This is a genomic window from Aeromonas sp. ASNIH2, assembly GCF_002934795.1.
GTDB classification, from domain to species: domain Bacteria; phylum Pseudomonadota; class Gammaproteobacteria; order Enterobacterales; family Aeromonadaceae; genus Aeromonas; species Aeromonas caviae.
This window is the reverse complement of the sequence record NZ_CP026406.1, coordinates 4512525-4528899: the sequence shown is the minus strand read 5'-3', so window position 1 is coordinate 4528899 and position 16375 is coordinate 4512525. Positions and strand designations below refer to the sequence as shown.

Below are 16375 nucleotides of genomic sequence, written 5' to 3'. Positions count from 1 at the left end.
CATGTCATTATTGGATTATTTTCGTTCCAACAAGAAACAGAACACCGCACAACTGGCCAAAGAGCGGTTGCAGATCATCGTGGCTCACGAGCGTTCATCCAGAGGGGGGCCGGATTACCTGCCCCAGCTCAAGCAGGACATCCTCGACGTGATCCGCAAATACGTGCAGATCGACCCGGACAAGATCACCGTCCAGCTTGATCAGAAGAGTGACGAATTGTCGGTGCTGGAGCTCAACATCACCTTCGCCGACGACCAGAAGAAGGGATGAGCTGACGCACCATGCGCGACCCCTTCCCCCAATGAAGACCGGATCCTTTCCCAGGATCCGGTTTTTTAATGCCTGGCGTCCCGGCATCTCGCCAAGGGCATCAGGGCCAGCTAGAATACCGCGCACCCCGAGGCGCTGCCGACGGACTTTCCCTCCCCCCTTATCTGGAACACGGCTTTTATGTCTTTGAATGACGAAATGCACAGCGTCGAGGAACTTCTCGACACCGCCCTCGAACTCTTCATGGAGCTGGCCTCCGACAACCTGCCCGAGCAGGAGATCGTCCGCTTCAATCAGGAGTTCAACGACCGCGGCCTGCTGGCGGAGACCGATCCCGCCGACGACTGGGCGGCCGACGTGGGATTTGAGGTGAGCGACGCCGACTATGCCGAGATCTGGGTCGGCCTTGGCAACGAACAAGAAGAGTACGAGCACCTGTTTGCCCGCATGCTGCTCTCCCGCCGCGTCGACGAGAAGTTCTGCCACATCGAATGGCTGCCCCAATAATTCCGGATCCCGATGATCCTGGCCACTATGACTGGGACGGCGGGCCCGAGCCCGTGAGGCCTTCGCGCAGACGGCGACTGCTGGGCTGGCTCGGCAAGCTGCTGCTGGCCGCCTTTGCGAGCACCATCGTCTCGGTCGCGCTGCTGCGCTTCATCGACCCTCCCATGTGGACCTGGCGCCTCGAACGCGCCCTGTTTCCCCCTGCCAAGGTGGCCGAGGTGAAGCACGACTGGGTGCCGCTTGAGCAGATTTCCCGGGAGCTGCAACTGGCGGTGATCGCCGCCGAGGATCAGCGCTTTGCCGAACATCACGGTTTTGACATGGACGCCATCAGCTCGGCCCTCAGGCACAACCAGCAAAGCGGGCGGGTGCGCGGTGCCAGCACCCTCAGCCAGCAGACCGCCAAGAACCTCTTCATGTGGAGCGATCGCAGCTTCCTGCGCAAGGGGATAGAGGCCTGGTTCACCCTGTTGATGGAGCTGGGCTGGGACAAGTCCCGCATTCTCGAGGTGTATCTCAACATCGTGGAGTTCGGACCCGGCATCTATGGCGCCGAGGCGGCCGCCAGGCACTACTTCGGCAAACCGGCGATACGCCTCACCCGCTACGAGGCCTCCCTGCTCGCCGCCGCCCTGCCCAATCCCTGGCGTTATCGGGTCAAGCCCCCCTCACCCTATGTGCAGCAGCGCTCGGCCTGGATCCGTCGTCAGATGGGTCAACTCGGGCAAGTCACCCTGAACCGGGTCCACGGTACAGAGTAACGCCATCCTGCGGATCAGAGGCGGGCCCCAGATGGCCGCCGACGGTTTCCCGATGAAGGGGCAGATAGTGCCACCACCAGGTTTCGCGCCGCCGCTTGATCTGCCTTCTGTACTGTCGTCGCTTCATCTTGCCAGGCCGCCCCGTCACGCCGCCCCTGCTGGCGGCTCTGTTAACCTTATCCCCTGATCCCGCCATTTGACAGCACGGCGTCACCGCCCCCGGGCTGGCTGCCCATCCCAATACTTGCTAAAGTGGCGAACCTGGACGTATCTGGAGTGATTTCATGGAACAACGTAGCCCGGATCAGCTGGTCGAGTGGGCCTATGATCAGTTTCTGGAGCAGGCCGCCGACATGCTGGCCCCCGAACAAATCGTCGACATCACCCTCGAGTTCGAGCAACGTGGCGCGGTGGAGGCAACCCTGCCCAATGCCGACTGGTCGACCGAACTCGGCGAGCCGGTGGACATGGCACGTTGGGCCGAGGTCTGGGTCGGCTTGCTGGATCACCAGGACGAGTTCGAGGTGATCTACGCCACCTTCCTGCTCCCCCGGGATCAGAGCGAGCACGACGTGCATATCCGCTGGCACCGCCAGCAACAGGCATAAGAAAAGGCGCCCCAGGCGCCTTTTTCGTTTTTTGCGCAGCCCGAGTCAGGGGCGTGCCGCGATGGCCTTGGCCAGACAGCGGCGACACCAGCAGGCGCTGGCATCGCTCATGGGCAACGCGGGAAGCTGGCTGCACCAGCAGCGCTCGATGGGTTCCCCCGCCGACACGGCGCAGAACGCCGGCTCGCCGCAGCCCGGGCAGGCATGGGTGCTCTTCGAGCCATCGAGCTCGGCCATGCGGGCCAGCTGGGCCTCGCTGTCCATGACGGACCACTGGCCTATCTCGGTCAGGGTGCGGCCACAACCGAGGCAGAGCCCCTCCTTGGCCCGGCAGTCACCGATGCAGGGACTCGGCACCTTATTCGTCCCCTGCCGGCGTGTCGGAGCCCACGAGGCGGATGCTGTGCTCCTCGATGACGATCTTGCCCTGCTTGTAGAGGCCGCCGATCGCTTTCTTGAAGGTGCCCTTGCTCATGCTGAACATCTTGTAGATGACGTCAGGATCGCTCTTGTCTCCCACCGCAAGGCTGCCCCCCTGCTTTTGCAGGCGCAGCAGAATGCGTGCGCCGGCGTCATCCATCCGGGCCAGCCCCGGCTTTTGCAGGGTCAGGTCCAGCTTGCCATCTTCGCGCACCTGCTTGACCCAGGCGGTCAGCGGTCGGCCCGTCATCACGCGGCCGAACACCTCGTTCTTGAACAGCATGCCGGCGTACTGGCCATTGACCACGGCCTTGATGCCAAGGGGGGTGTGCTCCCCCGGCAGCACCGTCACCTCGTCACCGCTCTTGAAAGGAGGGTCGATGCGCAGGAAGCGCTCCAGACGGCTGGTGCCGACCATGCGCCCTTCGTTGTCCAGCATCAGATGCACCAGATAGACATGGCCCACCTGCATCGGCTTGTTCTGCTCGCGGCTTGGTACGAAGAGATCCTTTTTCATGCCCCAGTCGAGGAAGGCACCAATCTTGTTGGCGTTGACCACCTTGAGACCGACGATGTCCCCCACCATGGCGAAGGGCTTGTCGGTGGTGATCACCGGCTCGCAATCCGCATCCAGATAGAGGAAGACGGACACCTCGCTCTCCTCGGCGACGCCTTCCGGCAACTGGCGCCTGGGCAGCAGCAGCTCGCCGTATTCCCCCGCCGCCAGCCAGGCGCCGCGCTCCTCGATCTCGACGACGGTCAGGGTGTTCATCTTGCCAATCTGTAACATGGTGATCTCTTCTTTCAATATCCGGATGGGCCCATCTCATGGAAGACCCGTCATATAGAGGTGCATCGCCGCCGTCGGATGAGAGAGGACGGGGCCGATTTATGTCATGCAGGCGCGCATGTTACCCCAGAGCGGCAGCAGGACCTAGCCCCTCCCCCCTGTGTCTGACCTCTTTTCCCGCTCCCGGGCGGCCAGATTGACGATATTAGCAGCATTCAGTTCCCCCTTTGCTGCAAATAACCCCACTTTTAGGTAGACTTCGCGGCCGTCAAATCCAGAGGAAGCGCCGATGAACCCAGCCACTCGAACCCGTCATCTCAATCAATGGATCCAGACCCACAGCCAGCAGGAGATGAGTTACCCCGCCCTGCACGGCTTCCTGTGCGCCCGTCTGACGGGGCCCGTAGCCCCCGACTGGCAAGATCCGCTGGCCGGCCTGCTGCCTCATGATGCAGCGCTGGACGAGAAGAGTGCCGAGGCGCTGCATCACCTGATCGCCGAGCTGGAAGCCCAGGCCGACGACGCGCAGCTGGCCCTGCCGAGCCAGTGTCGCCTCTCCACCGACAACCCGGAGCAGGTGTTTGACCAGCGCCATCCTCTGGGCCAATGGAGCTATGGCTTCAGTCAGGGGGTGGCCTGCTGGCCGGCGCCGACCGACCTGAACGATCCGGCGACCCGCCATCGCTTCAGCCTGGTGGCCGAGCTCTGCCTGTTTCGCGACAAGCCCATGGCCATGATGCTGCACCAGGCTGCGGCCAGCGAGCTCCCCTTCCTCGATTTTTGCAAGCGTCAACGCCAGCAGATGAAGACGGCCCTCAACCTCCTGCTCGGCCAGGATCACTACGAGGCCGAGCCTGAAGAGAGCCCATCCCTGGACAACGAGCAGACTCGCCAGTGGCAGCAGTGGTTCGAGCTGGCGGCAGAGAGCCGCGATCCCCTCGCTCGCCTTGGCTGGTTCGAGCGCATCATTGCCGATGCCAACCTCCTGTTCGATGAGGCATTCTGGCAAGCCCACGCGGGCCATGGCTGGCAGGTCCCCGAGGCACGCCCTCTGATCGCGGCCAGGGCCGGTCGAGCCGATTGCCTGCTGCGACTTGGGCAGCTTGGGCAGGCACGGGATGAGTACCTGTCCCTGCTCGCCCTCTGCCGCGCCGACGAGCCCGCTTGCCGCCACCCCCTCTCCACCCTCTATGCCTGGCAAGGGGAGTGGGATGCCCTGCAACAACTGCTGGTGCGCTTTGATGAAGCCTCCTGCTGGCTGCTCTACAACAAGGCCTTGATGAGCTTTGTCTGCGAAGGGGAAACGGCGGCGCGCCCTCATCTGGCGGCGGCAATGGGGGTCAATCCCCATGTGCCCGCCACTTTGCTGGGCCAGCGCCGCTTGCCCAAGCAGGAGCCTCGCCGCTGGCAGGGAGGCAGCCGTGACGAGGCGGCGCTCTACGCCTTGCAGAGTCGCGAGGCCTGGCTGACCCACAACGCCTTGATATGGCTGCGAAAGAGTGCGGGCAAGCAGGCCAGTTGAGACCCCAATTGCCGATTCGATGACAGAACACGTGCGCAAACGCACATTTTTCTGGTGACTGGTCAGACAAATGCCCCTGTGTTACGTATCATCAAGGCCAAAGTATCAAGAGAAACTGCACCCGATGCAGCCGCCACAGCAGGATGTCATATGTCGAAGATCATTGAGCTGCTCGCGCACTACCCTCCTTATCAGCTGGTTCACGCCGCTGAGATGGTGCGCGATACCTTTGAACAGTTTTATCAGCAGCGGTACCAACTCACCGTGCCCCAGTGGCGCCTGATGATGGTGCTCGGCCCCCACTACCCCATCAGCCAGAAGGAGCTGGTGGAGGCGAGCGGCATGGACAAGGTACGGATCTCCCGCGAGATCCATCGTCTGGTGGAGAAAGGCATCCTGTTCACCGAGAACAGCGTGCAGGACAAGCGCATCAGCCTGGTCTCCTTCACCCCGGCGGGGCTCACCTTGTTCCAGCAGCTCAAGACGGAGGCGGGAAGCTGGCAGCACACTCTCACCGACTATCTGCCGGCCGAGGCGCGCCAGAGCATTCGCCTGCACCTGCAGAGCGTCAGCGATGCCATCGAACAACTTCACCTGCTGGACAACGAGCAACCCTCATGAAGCTGAACAACTTTGCCACCATGGATGTCAACATGCTGCTGAGCCTGGTCAACATGCAGTTGCGTGATCACTACGAGGATCTCGATGATCTCTGCCGGGCGCAGGATCTCGATCAAGAGGCCCTGGTTGCCAGGCTGGCCAGTGGCGATTTTCACTATCAGGAAGATCAGAAGCAGTTCAGATAGGGATCCGGATCACAACCCGACCCATGCCGCTGGCTCCGTCGGCAAAAGCTGCTAAGGTGGTGGCTACCCGGTCCGTTGATGTTCGCAAGAGGTATGGATACATCTTGTTGTCACAGACCGCGGTTAGCCTCTTGTTCACCACCCGCAGCCAAGGATGACCCATGATGCGCCTCATTCGACCAACCAGCCTGATCACCCTCTGCACATTGCTGGTGATCAGCCTCTTCCTCTCCCAGGTCCCCAACAGCGCCGAGCAGTGGCTCACCACCCTGCTGCTGGCCTCCCTCGTGGCGGTCTTTCTGATGGTCGGCAGCGGCTGCCGCCACTTCCTGCGCGAATAACGACGCCAGAGCGCGATGACTGCCCAAAAACAACAACGCAGCCCGAGGGCTGCGTTGTTGTTTCAGGATACTGGGGAGGCCCCGAGTCGCATCAGTAAGCCAGGGTTTCCAGCTGCTCCTTGGCCTGCTCGATCCCCTTGGCTTGCGCCTCCGGCCCCATGCCCATGCCTTCGGCATAGATGAAGTCCACTTCGGTGATGCCGATGAAGCCCAGCACGGTACGCATGTAGGGGGTCACCAGGTCGGTGGCATTGCCCACGTGCATGCCGCCACGGGGGCTGACCACCAGGGCGCGGGTGTTCTCCACCAGGCCGACCGGACCGGTCTCGGTGTAACGGAAGGTCACGCCGGCACGGGCCACCAGATCGATCCAGTTTTTCAGCTGGGTCGGGATGTTGAAGTTGTACATGGGGGCCGCGATGATCACCAGATCGCTCGCCTTGAGCTCGGCGACCAGCTCGTCGGACTGGGCCAGCACCGCTTGCTGACGCTCGTTCAGGTTCTCGCCACCACGCAGGCCCATGGCCAGCTCGCCGTCCAGCACCGGCAGGTTCAGGGTCGCCAGATCGCGTACCTGGATGGTGTCACCCTGGCGCTCGGCCAGGTAGCCGTCGATCAGGGCGTTGGATTGGGAATACAGGCCCAGGATGCTGGACTTCAGAACGAGGATATTGGCCATGGTGAAACTCCATTTGATTGTCAATTGAACAGCCAGGCTGTCGATGGAGGTCACTATAAAGACTGGCATTAAAGCCTGATAGCGAAAATAGATGCTCAAGTCATTCAAAAAATTTGATGTCTGTGCATTTCCTCGGCGGAGAGGGGCTCATCAAACTCCGCACCCTTGGCATGACAAACGATTGCCGTTATGATCCGCCGCAATTTTTGTACGTGATCCGGATCTCATGACCTCCTCCCGCAGGCACTCCCCCTTTGCCGGCGCCGTCTGGATGATGGTGGCAGGCCTCTGCTTCGCCGCCGTCAACAGCCTGAGCCAGTATGTCAGCTTCAAGCTCGGCCTCCCCTCGACCCAGGTCGCCTTTCACCAATATCTGATCGCCCTGGTCTGCCTGCTGCCCTGGCTGGTGCGCCACGGTCTGCGCCAGTCCCTGATGACGAACCAGCTGCGCCTGCACCTGCTGCGGGTCGCCCTTGCGGTGACCGGCATCCAGTTTTGGCTCTGGGCCCTGGCGGTCCCCGTCCCCATCTGGCAGGGGATCGCGCTCTTGATGACCTCCCCCCTGTTTGCCACCCTGGGATCAGCCCTCTTTCTCAAAGAGCAGGTGAGCCGGGCCCGCATCCTGGCCACCCTGGCCGGCTTTGTCGGCGCCATGCTGATCCTGGCCCCCTGGACCGACGACTTCACCCTGGCCTCCCTGCTGCCGGTGGCGGCCGCCCTCTTCTGGGCAGGCTACTCCTTGCTGGTGCGCTATCAGGCGGCCAGCGAGTCGTCCCACACCATCGTCGTCTACCTGCTCGTCTTCAGCACCCCGTTCAACGCCATGCTGGCGATCCCTGAATGGCAGTGGCCGAGCGAAACCCAGTGGCTGCTGGTGGCCGCCTCGGGCGTACTGTCGGCACTGGCCCAGATGTCCATCGCCCGCGCCTACAGCGTGGCGGAGGCCTCCTTCGTGCAACCTTTTGATTTTGCCAAGCTGCCCATGAACGTGCTGGCCGGCTGGCTGGTATTTGGCTGGGCGCCCCCCGGTCGCTTGTGGCTGGGGGCGGCCATCATCATCGGCGCCATCACCCTGCTCACCCATCTGGAGCAGCGCGCCCACCCACCCACTTCCTGAGGTACGCCATGCGTGCCTCTTTTTTTGCTCACCCGGATCAGCCCTGCTGACCACCGACCTCAGGAGAGATCAGATGTTTGGAACCGCCACCCGCCCCACTGCGACCCGCGCCCTGCTGCTGGGATCAGGCGAACTCGGCAAGGAGGTCGCCATCGAGCTGCAGCGGCTCGGTATCGAGGTGATCGCCGCCGACCGCTATGCCAACGCCCCCGCCATGCAGGTGGCCCACCAGGCCCGTGTGCTGGACATGCTGGATGGTGCCGCCCTGCGCGCCCTGGTGGCCGAGGTCAAGCCCGACCTCATCATCCCCGAGATTGAAGCCATCGCCACCGACACCCTGGCCGCCCTCGAGCAGGAAGGGGTCAAGGTGGTGCCCAATGCCCGCGCCACCCAGCTCACCATGAACCGGGAGGGGATCCGTCGCCTCGCCGCCGAAACCCTGGGGCTGCCCACCTCTGCCTACCGCTTTGCCCAGAGCAAGGAGGAGTTTGTGGCCGCCGTCGAGGCCATCGGCCTCCCCTGCGTGGTCAAACCGGTGATGAGCTCCTCCGGCAAGGGGCAGAGCCTGCTGCGCGATCTCGCCAGGCTGGATGAAAGCTGGACCTATGCCCAGGAGGGGGGCCGTGCCGGTCGTGGCAAGGTGATTGTCGAAGGCTTCGTTCCTTTCGAGTACGAGATCACCCTGCTCACGGTGCGCGCGGTCGATGGCATCCACTTCTGCGAGCCTATCGGCCATCGTCAGGAGGATGGTGACTACCGCGAATCCTGGCAGCCCCAGGCCATGAGCGAGCTGGCCCTGGCCCGCTCCAAGGAGGTGGCGGCCAAGGTGGTTGAAGCCCTTGGCGGCTACGGTCTGTTCGGGGTCGAGCTCTTCATCAGGGGTGACGAGGTGTGGTTCAGCGAAGTCTCCCCCCGCCCCCACGACACCGGCATGGTGACCCTGATCTCCCAGGATCTCTCCGAGTTCGCCCTGCACGTGCGCGCCATCCTGGGGCTGCCCGTCGGCACCATCACCCAGTACGGCCCGAGCGCCTCTGCCGTGGTGCTGCGAGAAGGCCACAGCCAGGATATCCGCTATCAAGGGATTGGCGAGGCACTGGCCCTGGTGCCGGGTGCCCAGCTGCGTCTCTTTGGCAAGCCGGAGATCGCCGGTCGTCGTCGCCTCGGGGTGGCGCTCGCCCGTGGGCAGAATTGCCAGGAAGCCGTGGAGCAGGCCAAGACGGTGGCAGCCCGGGTAGAAGTACACTTCTAGGCAATCCGCTTTACCACGCAAAAACAAACGTTTATCTGCGTGATCCGGCGCAAGGGGCAGGTGACTGCCCCTTTCCCATTGAAGCACCGGGCTTATAATCCCCCCTTCACCTATGTCAGGAGTACAAGATGTTAACTGCCGTGATCTTCGATATGGATGGTGTTCTGATCGACTCGGAACCCTTCTGGCAACGGGCACAGATGGCCGTCTTCGCCGAACTGGGCCACTTCCACACCGAGGAGGACTGCAACTCCACCATAGGGGTGCGCATCGATCAGCTGGTGGCCCACTGGTACCGGATCCGCCCCTGGAGCAGCCCCAGCCAGGAAGAGGTGGTACAGCGCATTCTGGATCAGGTGATCGCGCTCATCCTGCAAGAGGGACAACCCAAGGCCGGGGTGCTGGAAGCGCTCGACCTCATCGAGGCCCAAGGGCTCAAGATCGGGCTCGCCACCTCCTCCCCGTTTGCCATGGTCGAGGCGGTGCTCGGCAAACTCGGCATCCAGGACCGTTTCATGGCGGTCCACTCCGCCGAGGTGGAGCGCTTTGGCAAACCCCACCCGGATGTCTATATCCACGCCGCCGAGAAGCTCGGCGTCGAGCCTGTGCACTGTCTCGCCATCGAGGACAGCTTCACCGGCCTGCTGGCGGCCAAGGCAGCCTCCATGACGGCGCTGATCGTGCCGGACCCGGCGCTGGTCGGCGATCCCCGTCTGGCCATCGCCAACCACGAGCTGCGCTCTCTTGCCGAGCTGAACGCAGAGATGCTGGCCGACTGGGTCAAGTAGGCAACACGGACTGACCTCCTGCCTCCCTTGAGCCCGCTCATAAACGTGCGCTTGCTCGCGGTTGCGCCGCCTTGTGGCGACTAGAATCAGCAGGAGCACAGAGACGGCCCACGGGCCCGAGGAGGTCACCATGATCGAATACACCAGCAAGCGTATCGTCTGCCCCCACTGCGGCCACCACACCCGGGTCGAGCTGGATGCCAGCCAGGGGGATCAGGAGTTCTACGATGATTGCATGGCCTGCTGCAACCCCATCCATCTGCGGCTGCACCGGGATGAAGCCCGCGACTGCCTGCAACTCTTCGTGGATGCCGACGACGAGCAGCTGTTCTGAATCCCCCTGTCCAGACACAGACAAAAACAAACGGGACCCTGTGGGTCCCGTTTGTTCTGGTGCCATCGTCAGGCTGGGTCACGCCTCCCTCAAGCACGCCGCCTTCGCCGACGTCATGGTCGGAACAAACTCCACCACCTGATAATCGGCCGCCTCTGTCTGCTTGAAGGGATCCTCTGCCAGCATCGCCTCCAGGGCGTCTCGGCTCACTCCCTGCGCCAGTATGACGCCCCCGACTCGGGGTACCCGACGCCCGGACGCCAGAAAATGGCCTGCGGCATACTGCCGCTCCAGCCACGCAATGTGGGCCGGGATCAGGGCATCGATCTCCGCCAGCGGTTTCACATAGGTCAATGTCACGACAAACATAAAGAAGTCTCCAAGGCTCTGGGGCGGCGCCTCTTCCACAAGAGGGCGCCTTTCCCGTGATGCCGCCCTCCTCTTCGTACCCTGGGGGCAGCGCTCAGATGGTTACTGGCGCGCCGCCAGCACCCGCTCCACCGTGTCGACGATGGCCTGGGTCTGGGGGTCTATCTCGATGTTGGTCCGCCAGCCGGCCTTGACCCAGCCCAGGTTGGTCCGGGCCAGGGTCTCGGGGATCAGGTTGACGCAGAACTCGCTGGCGCGCACCTCGCCCACGGTGAGGCTGATGCCGTCGATGCCGATGTAGCCCTTGGTCAGCACGTACTTCATGAGCGCAGGATCGAGGCGATACCACACCTGGCGGTTGTTGGGGGTGTCGATGACCGAGGTCACCTCGGCCGTCCCCATGATGTGGCCGGACATGGCGTGACCGCCAATCTCGTCCCCAAAGCGGGCGGCCCGCTCCACGTTGACCTTGTCACCCACCACCAGTTGCCCAAGGTTGGTGAGGCGCAGAGTCTCCTGCATCAGATCGAAGCTGACCAGATCCCCCTCCACCCGGGTGACGGTCAGGCAGCAGCCGTTGTGGGCTACCGAGGCCCCCAGGGCCAGCCCCTCGCCCCAGGCCGGGCTCGGCATGCGGATCACGTGGGTGCGAAAATTGGGCAGTGAATCGATGGCCACCAGTTCGGCGGTCCCTTGTACGATGCCGGTGAACATGAGTCTCTCCAGGCTGTGAAAATTGTCGGCAGGTTACCCCCGGCCACCTTGCAAGACAAGGGTGCCGGCTGACAAGGAGAAGCGCGATCGCTATAGTGACCCCAATCAATCCAGACTGAACGAGGAAACAAAAATGCAGGTATATCAATGCTGTGAAGCCATTCGCATCGCCTACAACCAGATTGGCTCCGGTGAGCAGGGTTATGTGCCCCAGGCCATCGCCGCCAGCATACGGGCGCTCAACGCCGTGGCCTCCGACGAGCGGGTACCGGCGGATCTGCGCGAGCAGGCGGCCTATGCCGCGGCCAACCTGCTGATCAGCGATCACGAAGACGCCTGATCCCGGCTACAAATCTGCCGCCGACCTTCCCCGTTGGCGGTTTTTCAGGCTAGAATGACACCCCCGCATTTTGTCTCCTCAGGACGAGGAGGCAAAAGCCCATCTCTCTTGCCCGCTCTTTCTCTTTTATCTGATCCACTCGGAGGTGTCAGTGCAACGTTAATGGTCCGAGGCGAAGCAGCTCGTTCGTCTAGCCAGCCCCATTCTGGTCGCCCAGGTGGCCCAGATCGCCATGAACTTCGTCGATACCGTGATGGCGGGACAGGTGAGCGCCGTGGATCTTGCCGCCGTGTCGGTGGCGTCCAGCTTCTGGCTGCCGATCATCTTGCTGGTGCAGGGCATCATCATGGCCCTCACCCCCATCGTTTCCCAGCTCAACGGCGCCCGCAAGCAGGACGAGGTGCGCCCCGCCGTGCACCAGGGCTTCTGGCTCGCCCTCATCGTCACGCCCATCGCCATGGTGGCACTCTACTTCAGCCCCCTGGCACTGCAATTCATGGACGTGGATCCCGTCATGGCGGCCAAGACTGCCGGCTACCTGCACGCCATCCTGTGGGGCCTGCCCGCCTTCGTGATGTTCCAGGTGCTGCGCAACTTCAGTGAGGGGCTCTCCCACACCATGCCGACCATGGTGATCGGTTTCGTGGGGCTCGCGGTCAACATCCCCGCCAACTACATCTTCATTCACGGCCACTTCGGCATGCCGAAACTCGGCGGCGTCGGCTGCGGCGTGGCCACTGCCATCGTGCTCTGGGCCATGCTGCTGGCGATGATCGTCTATGTGAAGTGCTCTGCCCACTTCAAGCGCATCAACCTGTTCGCCCAGCTGGCACGCCCCAACGGCAGCCGGATCTGGCGCCTGTTCCGCCTGGGGTTCCCCATCGCCATGGCCATCTTCTGCGAGGTGACCCTGTTTACCGTGGTCGCCCTGATGCTGGCCCCCTTCGGCGCGGAGACGGTGGCGAGTCACCAGATTGCGCTCAACTTCTCCAGCCTGGTCTTCATGCTGCCCCTCTCCATCGGTGTCGGCGTGACCATCCGGGTCGGTCACAACATAGGGGAAGGTCAACCGGATCAGGCCAGGGTCGCCGCCCGCACCGGCCTGATACTGGGCATGGGCGTCGCCGCCGCGACCGCCGCCCTCACCGTGCTGCTGCGCGACCCCATCGCGGGGATCTACACCGACGACCTGCAGGTGATCGGCCTTGCCGCCACCCTGCTCTTCTTCGCCGCCATCTACCAGATCTCCGATTCGGTACAGGTGGTGGCCGCGGCGGCCCTGCGCGGTTACAAGGATACCCAGGCCATCTTCTACGTCACCATCGTCGCCTATTGGGGGCTGGGTCTGCCCACCGGCATGATCCTGGGGCTGACCGACTGGGTGGTACCGCGCATGGGCCCGCAGGGCTTCTGGATAGGCTTCATCGTCGGTCTCACCTCCGCCGCCCTGATGCTGGGCGCGCGGCTGCGCGTCATCTACGGCCGCTTCGCCAGCCCCGCGGCCTGCACAGCCCTCTCCCGGGCGCAATAGGGCGCGGCTAGGGGCACGGGGAGCCGCACTTTTGGGACGGCTCGCCTGTAAAATCAACAGGCTGCACAAGAACTGGGCAAACAGTCTCCTTTGTGCATGTCCCTTGTTGACAGCTTTGGGGGCCATGGGTAGTATGCCGACCACGCCAGCAGTGCTGGCGGGATAAAACGGGTCTTCAGCCCGGTTTATGAAGTGGGTTTATAGCTCAGTTGGTTAGAGCACTACCTTGACATGGTAGGGGTCGTTGGTTCGAATCCAATTAAACCCACCACTTTTCGTGATGCGTCCTTAGCTCAGCTGGTTAGAGCACCACCTTGACATGGTGGGGGTCGGTGGTTCGAATCCACTAGGACGCACCATCACGAAACCCTGTTATGCGTCCTTAGCTCAGCTGGTTAGAGCATCACCTTGACATGGTGGGGGTCGGTGGTTCGAATCCACTAGGACGCACCATAACAGTTTGAATAAATTGCAGATATGAATTTGATGTGGGTTTATAGCTCAGTTGGTTAGAGCACTACCTTGACATGGTAGGGGTCGTTGGTTCGAATCCAATTAAACCCACCACTCCCCTGCAATGACACACAAAGTCGCTTTGCGCACCCTGCGTCCTTAGCTCAGCTGGTTAGAGCATCACCTTGACATGGTGGGGGTCGGTGGTTCGAATCCACTAGGACGCACCAGATTTGAAAAGCCCGCTTGATAGCGGGCTTTTTGCATTGCCCTGCTCTGGCACCCTCTCTCCCCCGTCATCTGCCTCCTTCCCCTCTGGCACGCGGGCCGCCATTGTCGTGCCATGGCGGCCGCGTTTACCTCGCTTCGTCAGAAGAGATCGAGCTGCTGGCCGCAGATCCGCTCGAACGACTCCCCCACAAAGGGAAGGATGGCGTCGGCGATGGGCCTGAGCTGCTTGTCGATGTAGTGCTCGTAGTCGACGGCGCTGCGCCGGTACTCCAAAGGCTCGGGGCCGTTCAGGGTCATCAGGTAGGCGATGGTGCCCCTGTGCTGATAGCGCTGGGGCAGGCCGCGGCGCAGATTCTCCTCGTCCGCCAGGCGCGCCGCCCGCACATGGGGTGGCACGTTCTTCTGATACTCCTCGAGTTTCTGGCGCAGCCGCTTGCGGTAGATGAGCAGATCGTCGTGACGGCCGGCCCGGGTCTCGTCCACCATGGTGCGCACATAGCTGCTGGGGTCCTGGTCGTGGAACACCATTTCGTAGAGCCGGGTCTGGAATGCCTTGGCAAGGGGTGTCCAGTCGGTGCGCACCGTCTCCAGCCCCTTGAACACCAGGTGCTCCCCTTCCCCTTCGCCCACCAGTCCCGCATAGCGTTTCTTGCTTCCCTTCTCCAGCCCGCGAATGGTGGGCATCAGGAATCGGCGGTAGTGGGTCTCGTACTGGATCTCCAGATGGCTCGGCAGGTCGAACTCCCGCCTGATCAGCGCGGCCCAGTTGTCGTTGATCATCTTCGCCAGTCGCTGGCCAATCTCGTCCGCCTGTTCGAGACGGATATCGCTCCCCAGGTGCACGAAGGTGGAATCGGTGTCCCCATAGATCACCTCGAACCCTTCTGCCTCTATCCACTCCCGGGTCTGCTGCATGATGCCGTGGCCTCGCAAGGTGATGGAGGAGGCGAGCCTCGGGTCGTAGAAGCGGCAACCCCCCGACCCCAGCACCCCGTAGAAGGAGTTCATGATGATCTTGATGGCCTGGGAGAGGGCCTTGTTACTGGCGGCCTTGGCCCGATCCCGCGCCGCCCACAGGGTGGCGATGAGATCCGGCAGGAAGTGGCGGGTTCGGGAGAACAGGGCGCCGCGAAAGCCTGGAATGGCGTTATCCGGGTGTTTGAGCCCCTCCACCAGCCCCATGGGGTCGATGCAGAAGGTGCGGATGATGCTGGGATAGAGGCTCTTGAAGTCGAGCACCAGCACGTGGCGATAGAGCCCCGGCTTGGAGTCCATCACATAGCCGCCGGGGCTTGCGAGCCCGCCGTCTGCCGGCAGGTTGGGCGCCACATAGCCACCGCGGTGCAGCCGTGGCAGATAGAGGTTGGTGAACGCCGCCACCGACCCGCCCACCCGGTCGAGCTCAAGACCGGTGAGGGAGGCGCGCTCGATGGCGAAGGGGATGAGGTGGCAGAAATCGAAGATCTCCCACACCAGCCTGCAATCTTCCAGGTTGTAGCGGGCCAGCGCCTCCTTGTCGGAGTGGAACAGCTCGGTGATCTTCTCCCCCCGGTTGGCCACGTCCTCGATGTCCTTGCCCCGCCCGAGCAGCTCGCTCGCCACCGCATCCAGGCTGTAGCTCGGGAACTGCCAGGTGGCGCTCTTGAGGGTATCGATGCCGTCCAGCACCATGCGCCCCGGGATGATGACGTTGCCGCTCTGGGGGTCGTTTCGGGACGAGCGCCAGAAGCAGAGCTCCCGCCCGCGCCCGAGCCGCAGCCGCCGCTTGTGGAGTTCGGCGCGGCGCAGCAGCAGGCGAAAGTCGAAATTCACCACGTTCCAGCCGATGACGAGATCGGGATCGTGCAGGCTGAACCAGCCCTCCAGGGCAGCGAGCAGGGCGGGCTCGTCCGCCACCCACTCGACGGGGGTCTCCCAATCCTGCGAGTCCGGCTCCGGGGCACCAATCATGATGACCCGCGCGTCCTCTTCGCTATGGAGCCCCACCGAGAAGAGGGTGCCATCCATGGCGCACTCCACGTCCAGGGAGACCCAGGAGAGGGTCGGCGTCACCGCCTGCGGCGCACAGCGCGCCTCGTTTACCTCCCAGTAACCCTGCCTGCCCCCCTTTCGCCTCGCCTTGCCGTCAAAGCGCATCCCGGCGGTGATGAAGCGCTCCATGAGAAAGCGCTCGGGCAGGCGGATATCTGCCTCGAAGTGCTCCAATCCGCGGATGAGCAGCAGCTCGATGGCGCGGTGAAAGGCGCTCAGGGTGGCAAAGTAGCAGCCCACCACCCGGCTCTCCTCGAAGGTGTGCATGGGCAGGCGGCGAAAACGCCCCCTCACCCCGGCCCCCTTGAAGAGCTCTGCCGCCTCCTCCAGGTGCCGTTCCGGCAGGAAGAAGACCGGCTCCTGCCCCGGCACCACCACCCGTACCGGCCCCTGTGCGCTCCAGAGCCACATCACGATCTCGGTACGCCCCTGCACATCCCGACCATGGCGGGTCAGGATGAAGCCGTCGAGCGGCGGGGTCACGGGAGGGAGTGGCTGGATGTCGGTCAT

The 16375-nt window shown here is 63.0% G+C and carries 20 protein-coding genes and 5 tRNA genes; 19 read left to right on the top strand and 6 right to left on the bottom strand.

All coding sequences use genetic code 11. The features are described from left to right. Position 1: 1 nt before the first annotated feature. The 4 genes from minE to C3F36_RS21540 all read left to right on the top strand — a co-directional run bounded on the left by minE (position 2) and on the right by C3F36_RS21540 (position 2147). Complete coding sequence (gene minE, locus C3F36_RS21560) at positions 2 to 271, top strand: cell division topological specificity factor MinE (protein ID WP_010674646.1); 270 nt, start codon at positions 2 to 4, stop codon at positions 269 to 271. A 180-nt stretch (positions 272 to 451) separates the two neighbouring features. After that, positions 452 to 778 carry an HI1450 family dsDNA-mimic protein gene (locus C3F36_RS21555; RefSeq protein ID WP_029314491.1) on the top strand — a complete coding sequence of 109 codons (327 nt, stop codon included), beginning with the start codon at positions 452 to 454 and terminating at the stop codon, positions 776 to 778. A 53-nt stretch (positions 779 to 831) separates the two neighbouring features. Next, positions 832 to 1539, top strand: coding sequence for a monofunctional biosynthetic peptidoglycan transglycosylase (gene mtgA, locus C3F36_RS21550; RefSeq protein WP_080767838.1), 708 nt, complete (start codon positions 832 to 834; stop codon positions 1537 to 1539). Positions 1540 to 1823: 284 nt separating this feature from the next. Then, on the top strand, positions 1824 to 2147 hold the full coding sequence (locus C3F36_RS21540) for an HI1450 family dsDNA-mimic protein (protein WP_010674643.1): 324 nt from the start codon (positions 1824 to 1826) through the stop codon (positions 2145 to 2147). 45 nt (positions 2148 to 2192) lie between these two features. Here the strand turns inward: C3F36_RS21540 and C3F36_RS21535 are convergent, their stop codons facing one another. Together C3F36_RS21535 and C3F36_RS21530 are read right to left on the bottom strand one after the other, a co-directional pair. Then, positions 2193 to 2504, bottom strand: a complete 312-nt coding sequence (locus C3F36_RS21535) for a DUF1289 domain-containing protein (protein WP_042863822.1) — start codon at positions 2502 to 2504, stop codon at positions 2193 to 2195. A gap of 1 nt (position 2505) precedes the next feature. Continuing rightward, the gene (locus C3F36_RS21530; RefSeq protein WP_042014378.1) at positions 2506 to 3375 is read right to left on the bottom strand and encodes a CvfB family protein; all 870 of its coding nucleotides are present in this window, start codon (positions 3373 to 3375) and stop codon (positions 2506 to 2508) included. A 271-nt stretch (positions 3376 to 3646) separates the two neighbouring features. Between C3F36_RS21530 and C3F36_RS21525 the strand changes: the two genes are divergently transcribed. The 4 genes from C3F36_RS21525 (at position 3647) to C3F36_RS21510 (ending at position 6026) form a co-directional block, all read left to right on the top strand. Next, positions 3647 to 4879: a UPF0149 family protein gene (locus C3F36_RS21525; protein WP_104455891.1), complete on the top strand. Its 1233-nt coding sequence runs from the start codon at positions 3647 to 3649 to the stop codon at positions 4877 to 4879. 150 nt (positions 4880 to 5029) lie between these two features. Continuing rightward, complete coding sequence (locus C3F36_RS21520) at positions 5030 to 5500, top strand: MarR family winged helix-turn-helix transcriptional regulator (protein WP_010674639.1); 471 nt, start codon at positions 5030 to 5032, stop codon at positions 5498 to 5500. Then, positions 5497 to 5685 (top strand): DUF4250 domain-containing protein, encoded by a 189-nt coding sequence (locus C3F36_RS21515; protein ID WP_010674638.1) that lies wholly within the window; start codon positions 5497 to 5499, stop codon positions 5683 to 5685. Before C3F36_RS21520 ends, C3F36_RS21515 begins: the two co-directional genes overlap by 4 nt. A gap of 161 nt (positions 5686 to 5846) precedes the next feature. Continuing rightward, a complete protein-coding gene (locus tag C3F36_RS21510; RefSeq protein WP_199769632.1) occupies positions 5847 to 6026 on the top strand; it encodes a hypothetical protein in 180 nt (59 codons plus the stop codon). 91 nt (positions 6027 to 6117) lie between these two features. Here C3F36_RS21510 and C3F36_RS21505 read toward each other — a convergent pair whose 3' ends face one another. Then, entirely contained in the window at positions 6118 to 6705 is a 588-nt protein-coding gene (locus tag C3F36_RS21505) for an FMN-dependent NADH-azoreductase (protein ID WP_199769631.1), read from the bottom strand. Positions 6706 to 6931: 226 nt separating this feature from the next. On the opposite strand from C3F36_RS21505, the gene C3F36_RS21500 reads away from it, so the two are divergent. From C3F36_RS21500 to C3F36_RS21485, 4 genes are all read left to right on the top strand, one after another. Beyond that, a complete protein-coding gene (locus C3F36_RS21500; protein ID WP_104455889.1) occupies positions 6932 to 7822 on the top strand; it encodes a DMT family transporter in 891 nt (296 codons plus the stop codon). Between the two features lie 73 nt (positions 7823 to 7895). Then, positions 7896 to 9074 carry a formate-dependent phosphoribosylglycinamide formyltransferase gene (purT, locus tag C3F36_RS21495; protein ID WP_104455888.1) on the top strand — a complete coding sequence of 393 codons (1179 nt, stop codon included), beginning with the start codon at positions 7896 to 7898 and terminating at the stop codon, positions 9072 to 9074. Positions 9075 to 9202: 128 nt separating this feature from the next. Beyond that, complete coding sequence (gene hxpB / locus C3F36_RS21490; protein WP_069785071.1) at positions 9203 to 9862, top strand: hexitol phosphatase HxpB; 660 nt, start codon at positions 9203 to 9205, stop codon at positions 9860 to 9862. A 130-nt stretch (positions 9863 to 9992) separates the two neighbouring features. Further along, on the top strand, positions 9993 to 10196 hold the full coding sequence (locus C3F36_RS21485) for a CPXCG motif-containing cysteine-rich protein (RefSeq protein WP_104455887.1): 204 nt from the start codon (positions 9993 to 9995) through the stop codon (positions 10194 to 10196). A 78-nt stretch (positions 10197 to 10274) separates the two neighbouring features. Here C3F36_RS21485 and C3F36_RS21480 read toward each other — a convergent pair whose 3' ends face one another. Both C3F36_RS21480 and C3F36_RS21475 read right to left on the bottom strand, forming a co-directional pair. After that, entirely contained in the window at positions 10275 to 10565 is a 291-nt protein-coding gene (locus C3F36_RS21480) for a YciI family protein (protein ID WP_042865290.1), read from the bottom strand. Between the two features lie 102 nt (positions 10566 to 10667). Further along, positions 10668 to 11279 carry a riboflavin synthase gene (locus C3F36_RS21475; RefSeq protein ID WP_039039091.1) on the bottom strand — a complete coding sequence of 204 codons (612 nt, stop codon included), beginning with the start codon at positions 11277 to 11279 and terminating at the stop codon, positions 10668 to 10670. A 133-nt stretch (positions 11280 to 11412) separates the two neighbouring features. Between C3F36_RS21475 and C3F36_RS21470 the strand changes: the two genes are divergently transcribed. From C3F36_RS21470 to C3F36_RS21440, 7 genes are all read left to right on the top strand, one after another. Beyond that, entirely contained in the window at positions 11413 to 11619 is a 207-nt protein-coding gene (locus C3F36_RS21470) for a YaeP family protein (protein WP_010674629.1), read from the top strand. Between the two features lie 202 nt (positions 11620 to 11821). Further along, the gene (locus tag C3F36_RS21465) at positions 11822 to 13150 is read left to right on the top strand and encodes an MATE family efflux transporter (protein ID WP_158656189.1); all 1329 of its coding nucleotides are present in this window, start codon (positions 11822 to 11824) and stop codon (positions 13148 to 13150) included. Between the two features lie 194 nt (positions 13151 to 13344). Then, positions 13345 to 13421, top strand: a tRNA-Val gene (locus C3F36_RS21460). An 11-nt stretch (positions 13422 to 13432) separates the two neighbouring features. Next, a tRNA-Val gene (locus tag C3F36_RS21455) sits at positions 13433 to 13509 on the top strand. Positions 13510 to 13526: 17 nt separating this feature from the next. After that, a tRNA-Val gene (locus C3F36_RS21450) sits at positions 13527 to 13603 on the top strand. 37 nt (positions 13604 to 13640) lie between these two features. Next, positions 13641 to 13717: transfer RNA gene (locus C3F36_RS21445), tRNA-Val, on the top strand. Positions 13718 to 13756: 39 nt separating this feature from the next. Continuing rightward, a tRNA-Val gene (locus C3F36_RS21440) sits at positions 13757 to 13833 on the top strand. 139 nt (positions 13834 to 13972) lie between these two features. Here the strand turns inward: C3F36_RS21440 and C3F36_RS21435 are convergent. Further along, positions 13973 to 16375 carry a DNA polymerase II gene (locus tag C3F36_RS21435; RefSeq protein WP_104456111.1) on the bottom strand — a complete coding sequence of 801 codons (2403 nt, stop codon included), beginning with the start codon at positions 16373 to 16375 and terminating at the stop codon, positions 13973 to 13975.

Coding starts and splice junctions, on each gene's coding strand:
- minE (WP_010674646.1), top strand. CDS start 2: ATGTCATTATTGGATTATTTTCGTTCCAACAAGAAACAGAACACCGCA.
- C3F36_RS21555 (WP_029314491.1), top strand. CDS start 452: ATGTCTTTGAATGACGAAATGCACAGCGTCGAGGAACTTCTCGACACC.
- C3F36_RS21540 (WP_010674643.1), top strand. CDS start 1,824: ATGGAACAACGTAGCCCGGATCAGCTGGTCGAGTGGGCCTATGATCAG.
- C3F36_RS21525 (WP_104455891.1), top strand. CDS start 3,647: ATGAACCCAGCCACTCGAACCCGTCATCTCAATCAATGGATCCAGACC.
- C3F36_RS21520 (WP_010674639.1), top strand. CDS start 5,030: ATGTCGAAGATCATTGAGCTGCTCGCGCACTACCCTCCTTATCAGCTG.
- C3F36_RS21515 (WP_010674638.1), top strand. CDS start 5,497: ATGAAGCTGAACAACTTTGCCACCATGGATGTCAACATGCTGCTGAGC.
- C3F36_RS21510 (WP_199769632.1), top strand. CDS start 5,847: ATGATGCGCCTCATTCGACCAACCAGCCTGATCACCCTCTGCACATTG.
- C3F36_RS21505 (WP_199769631.1), bottom strand. CDS start 6,705: ATGGCCAATATCCTCGTTCTGAAGTCCAGCATCCTGGGCCTGTATTCC.
- C3F36_RS21500 (WP_104455889.1), top strand. CDS start 6,932: ATGACCTCCTCCCGCAGGCACTCCCCCTTTGCCGGCGCCGTCTGGATG.
- purT (WP_104455888.1), top strand. CDS start 7,896: ATGTTTGGAACCGCCACCCGCCCCACTGCGACCCGCGCCCTGCTGCTG.
- hxpB (WP_069785071.1), top strand. CDS start 9,203: ATGTTAACTGCCGTGATCTTCGATATGGATGGTGTTCTGATCGACTCG.
- C3F36_RS21485 (WP_104455887.1), top strand. CDS start 9,993: ATGATCGAATACACCAGCAAGCGTATCGTCTGCCCCCACTGCGGCCAC.
- C3F36_RS21480 (WP_042865290.1), bottom strand. CDS start 10,565: ATGTTTGTCGTGACATTGACCTATGTGAAACCGCTGGCGGAGATCGAT.
- C3F36_RS21475 (WP_039039091.1), bottom strand. CDS start 11,279: ATGTTCACCGGCATCGTACAAGGGACCGCCGAACTGGTGGCCATCGAT.
- C3F36_RS21470 (WP_010674629.1), top strand. CDS start 11,413: ATGCAGGTATATCAATGCTGTGAAGCCATTCGCATCGCCTACAACCAG.
- C3F36_RS21435 (WP_104456111.1), bottom strand. CDS start 16,375: ATGACCGACATCCAGCCACTCCCTCCCGTGACCCCGCCGCTCGACGGC.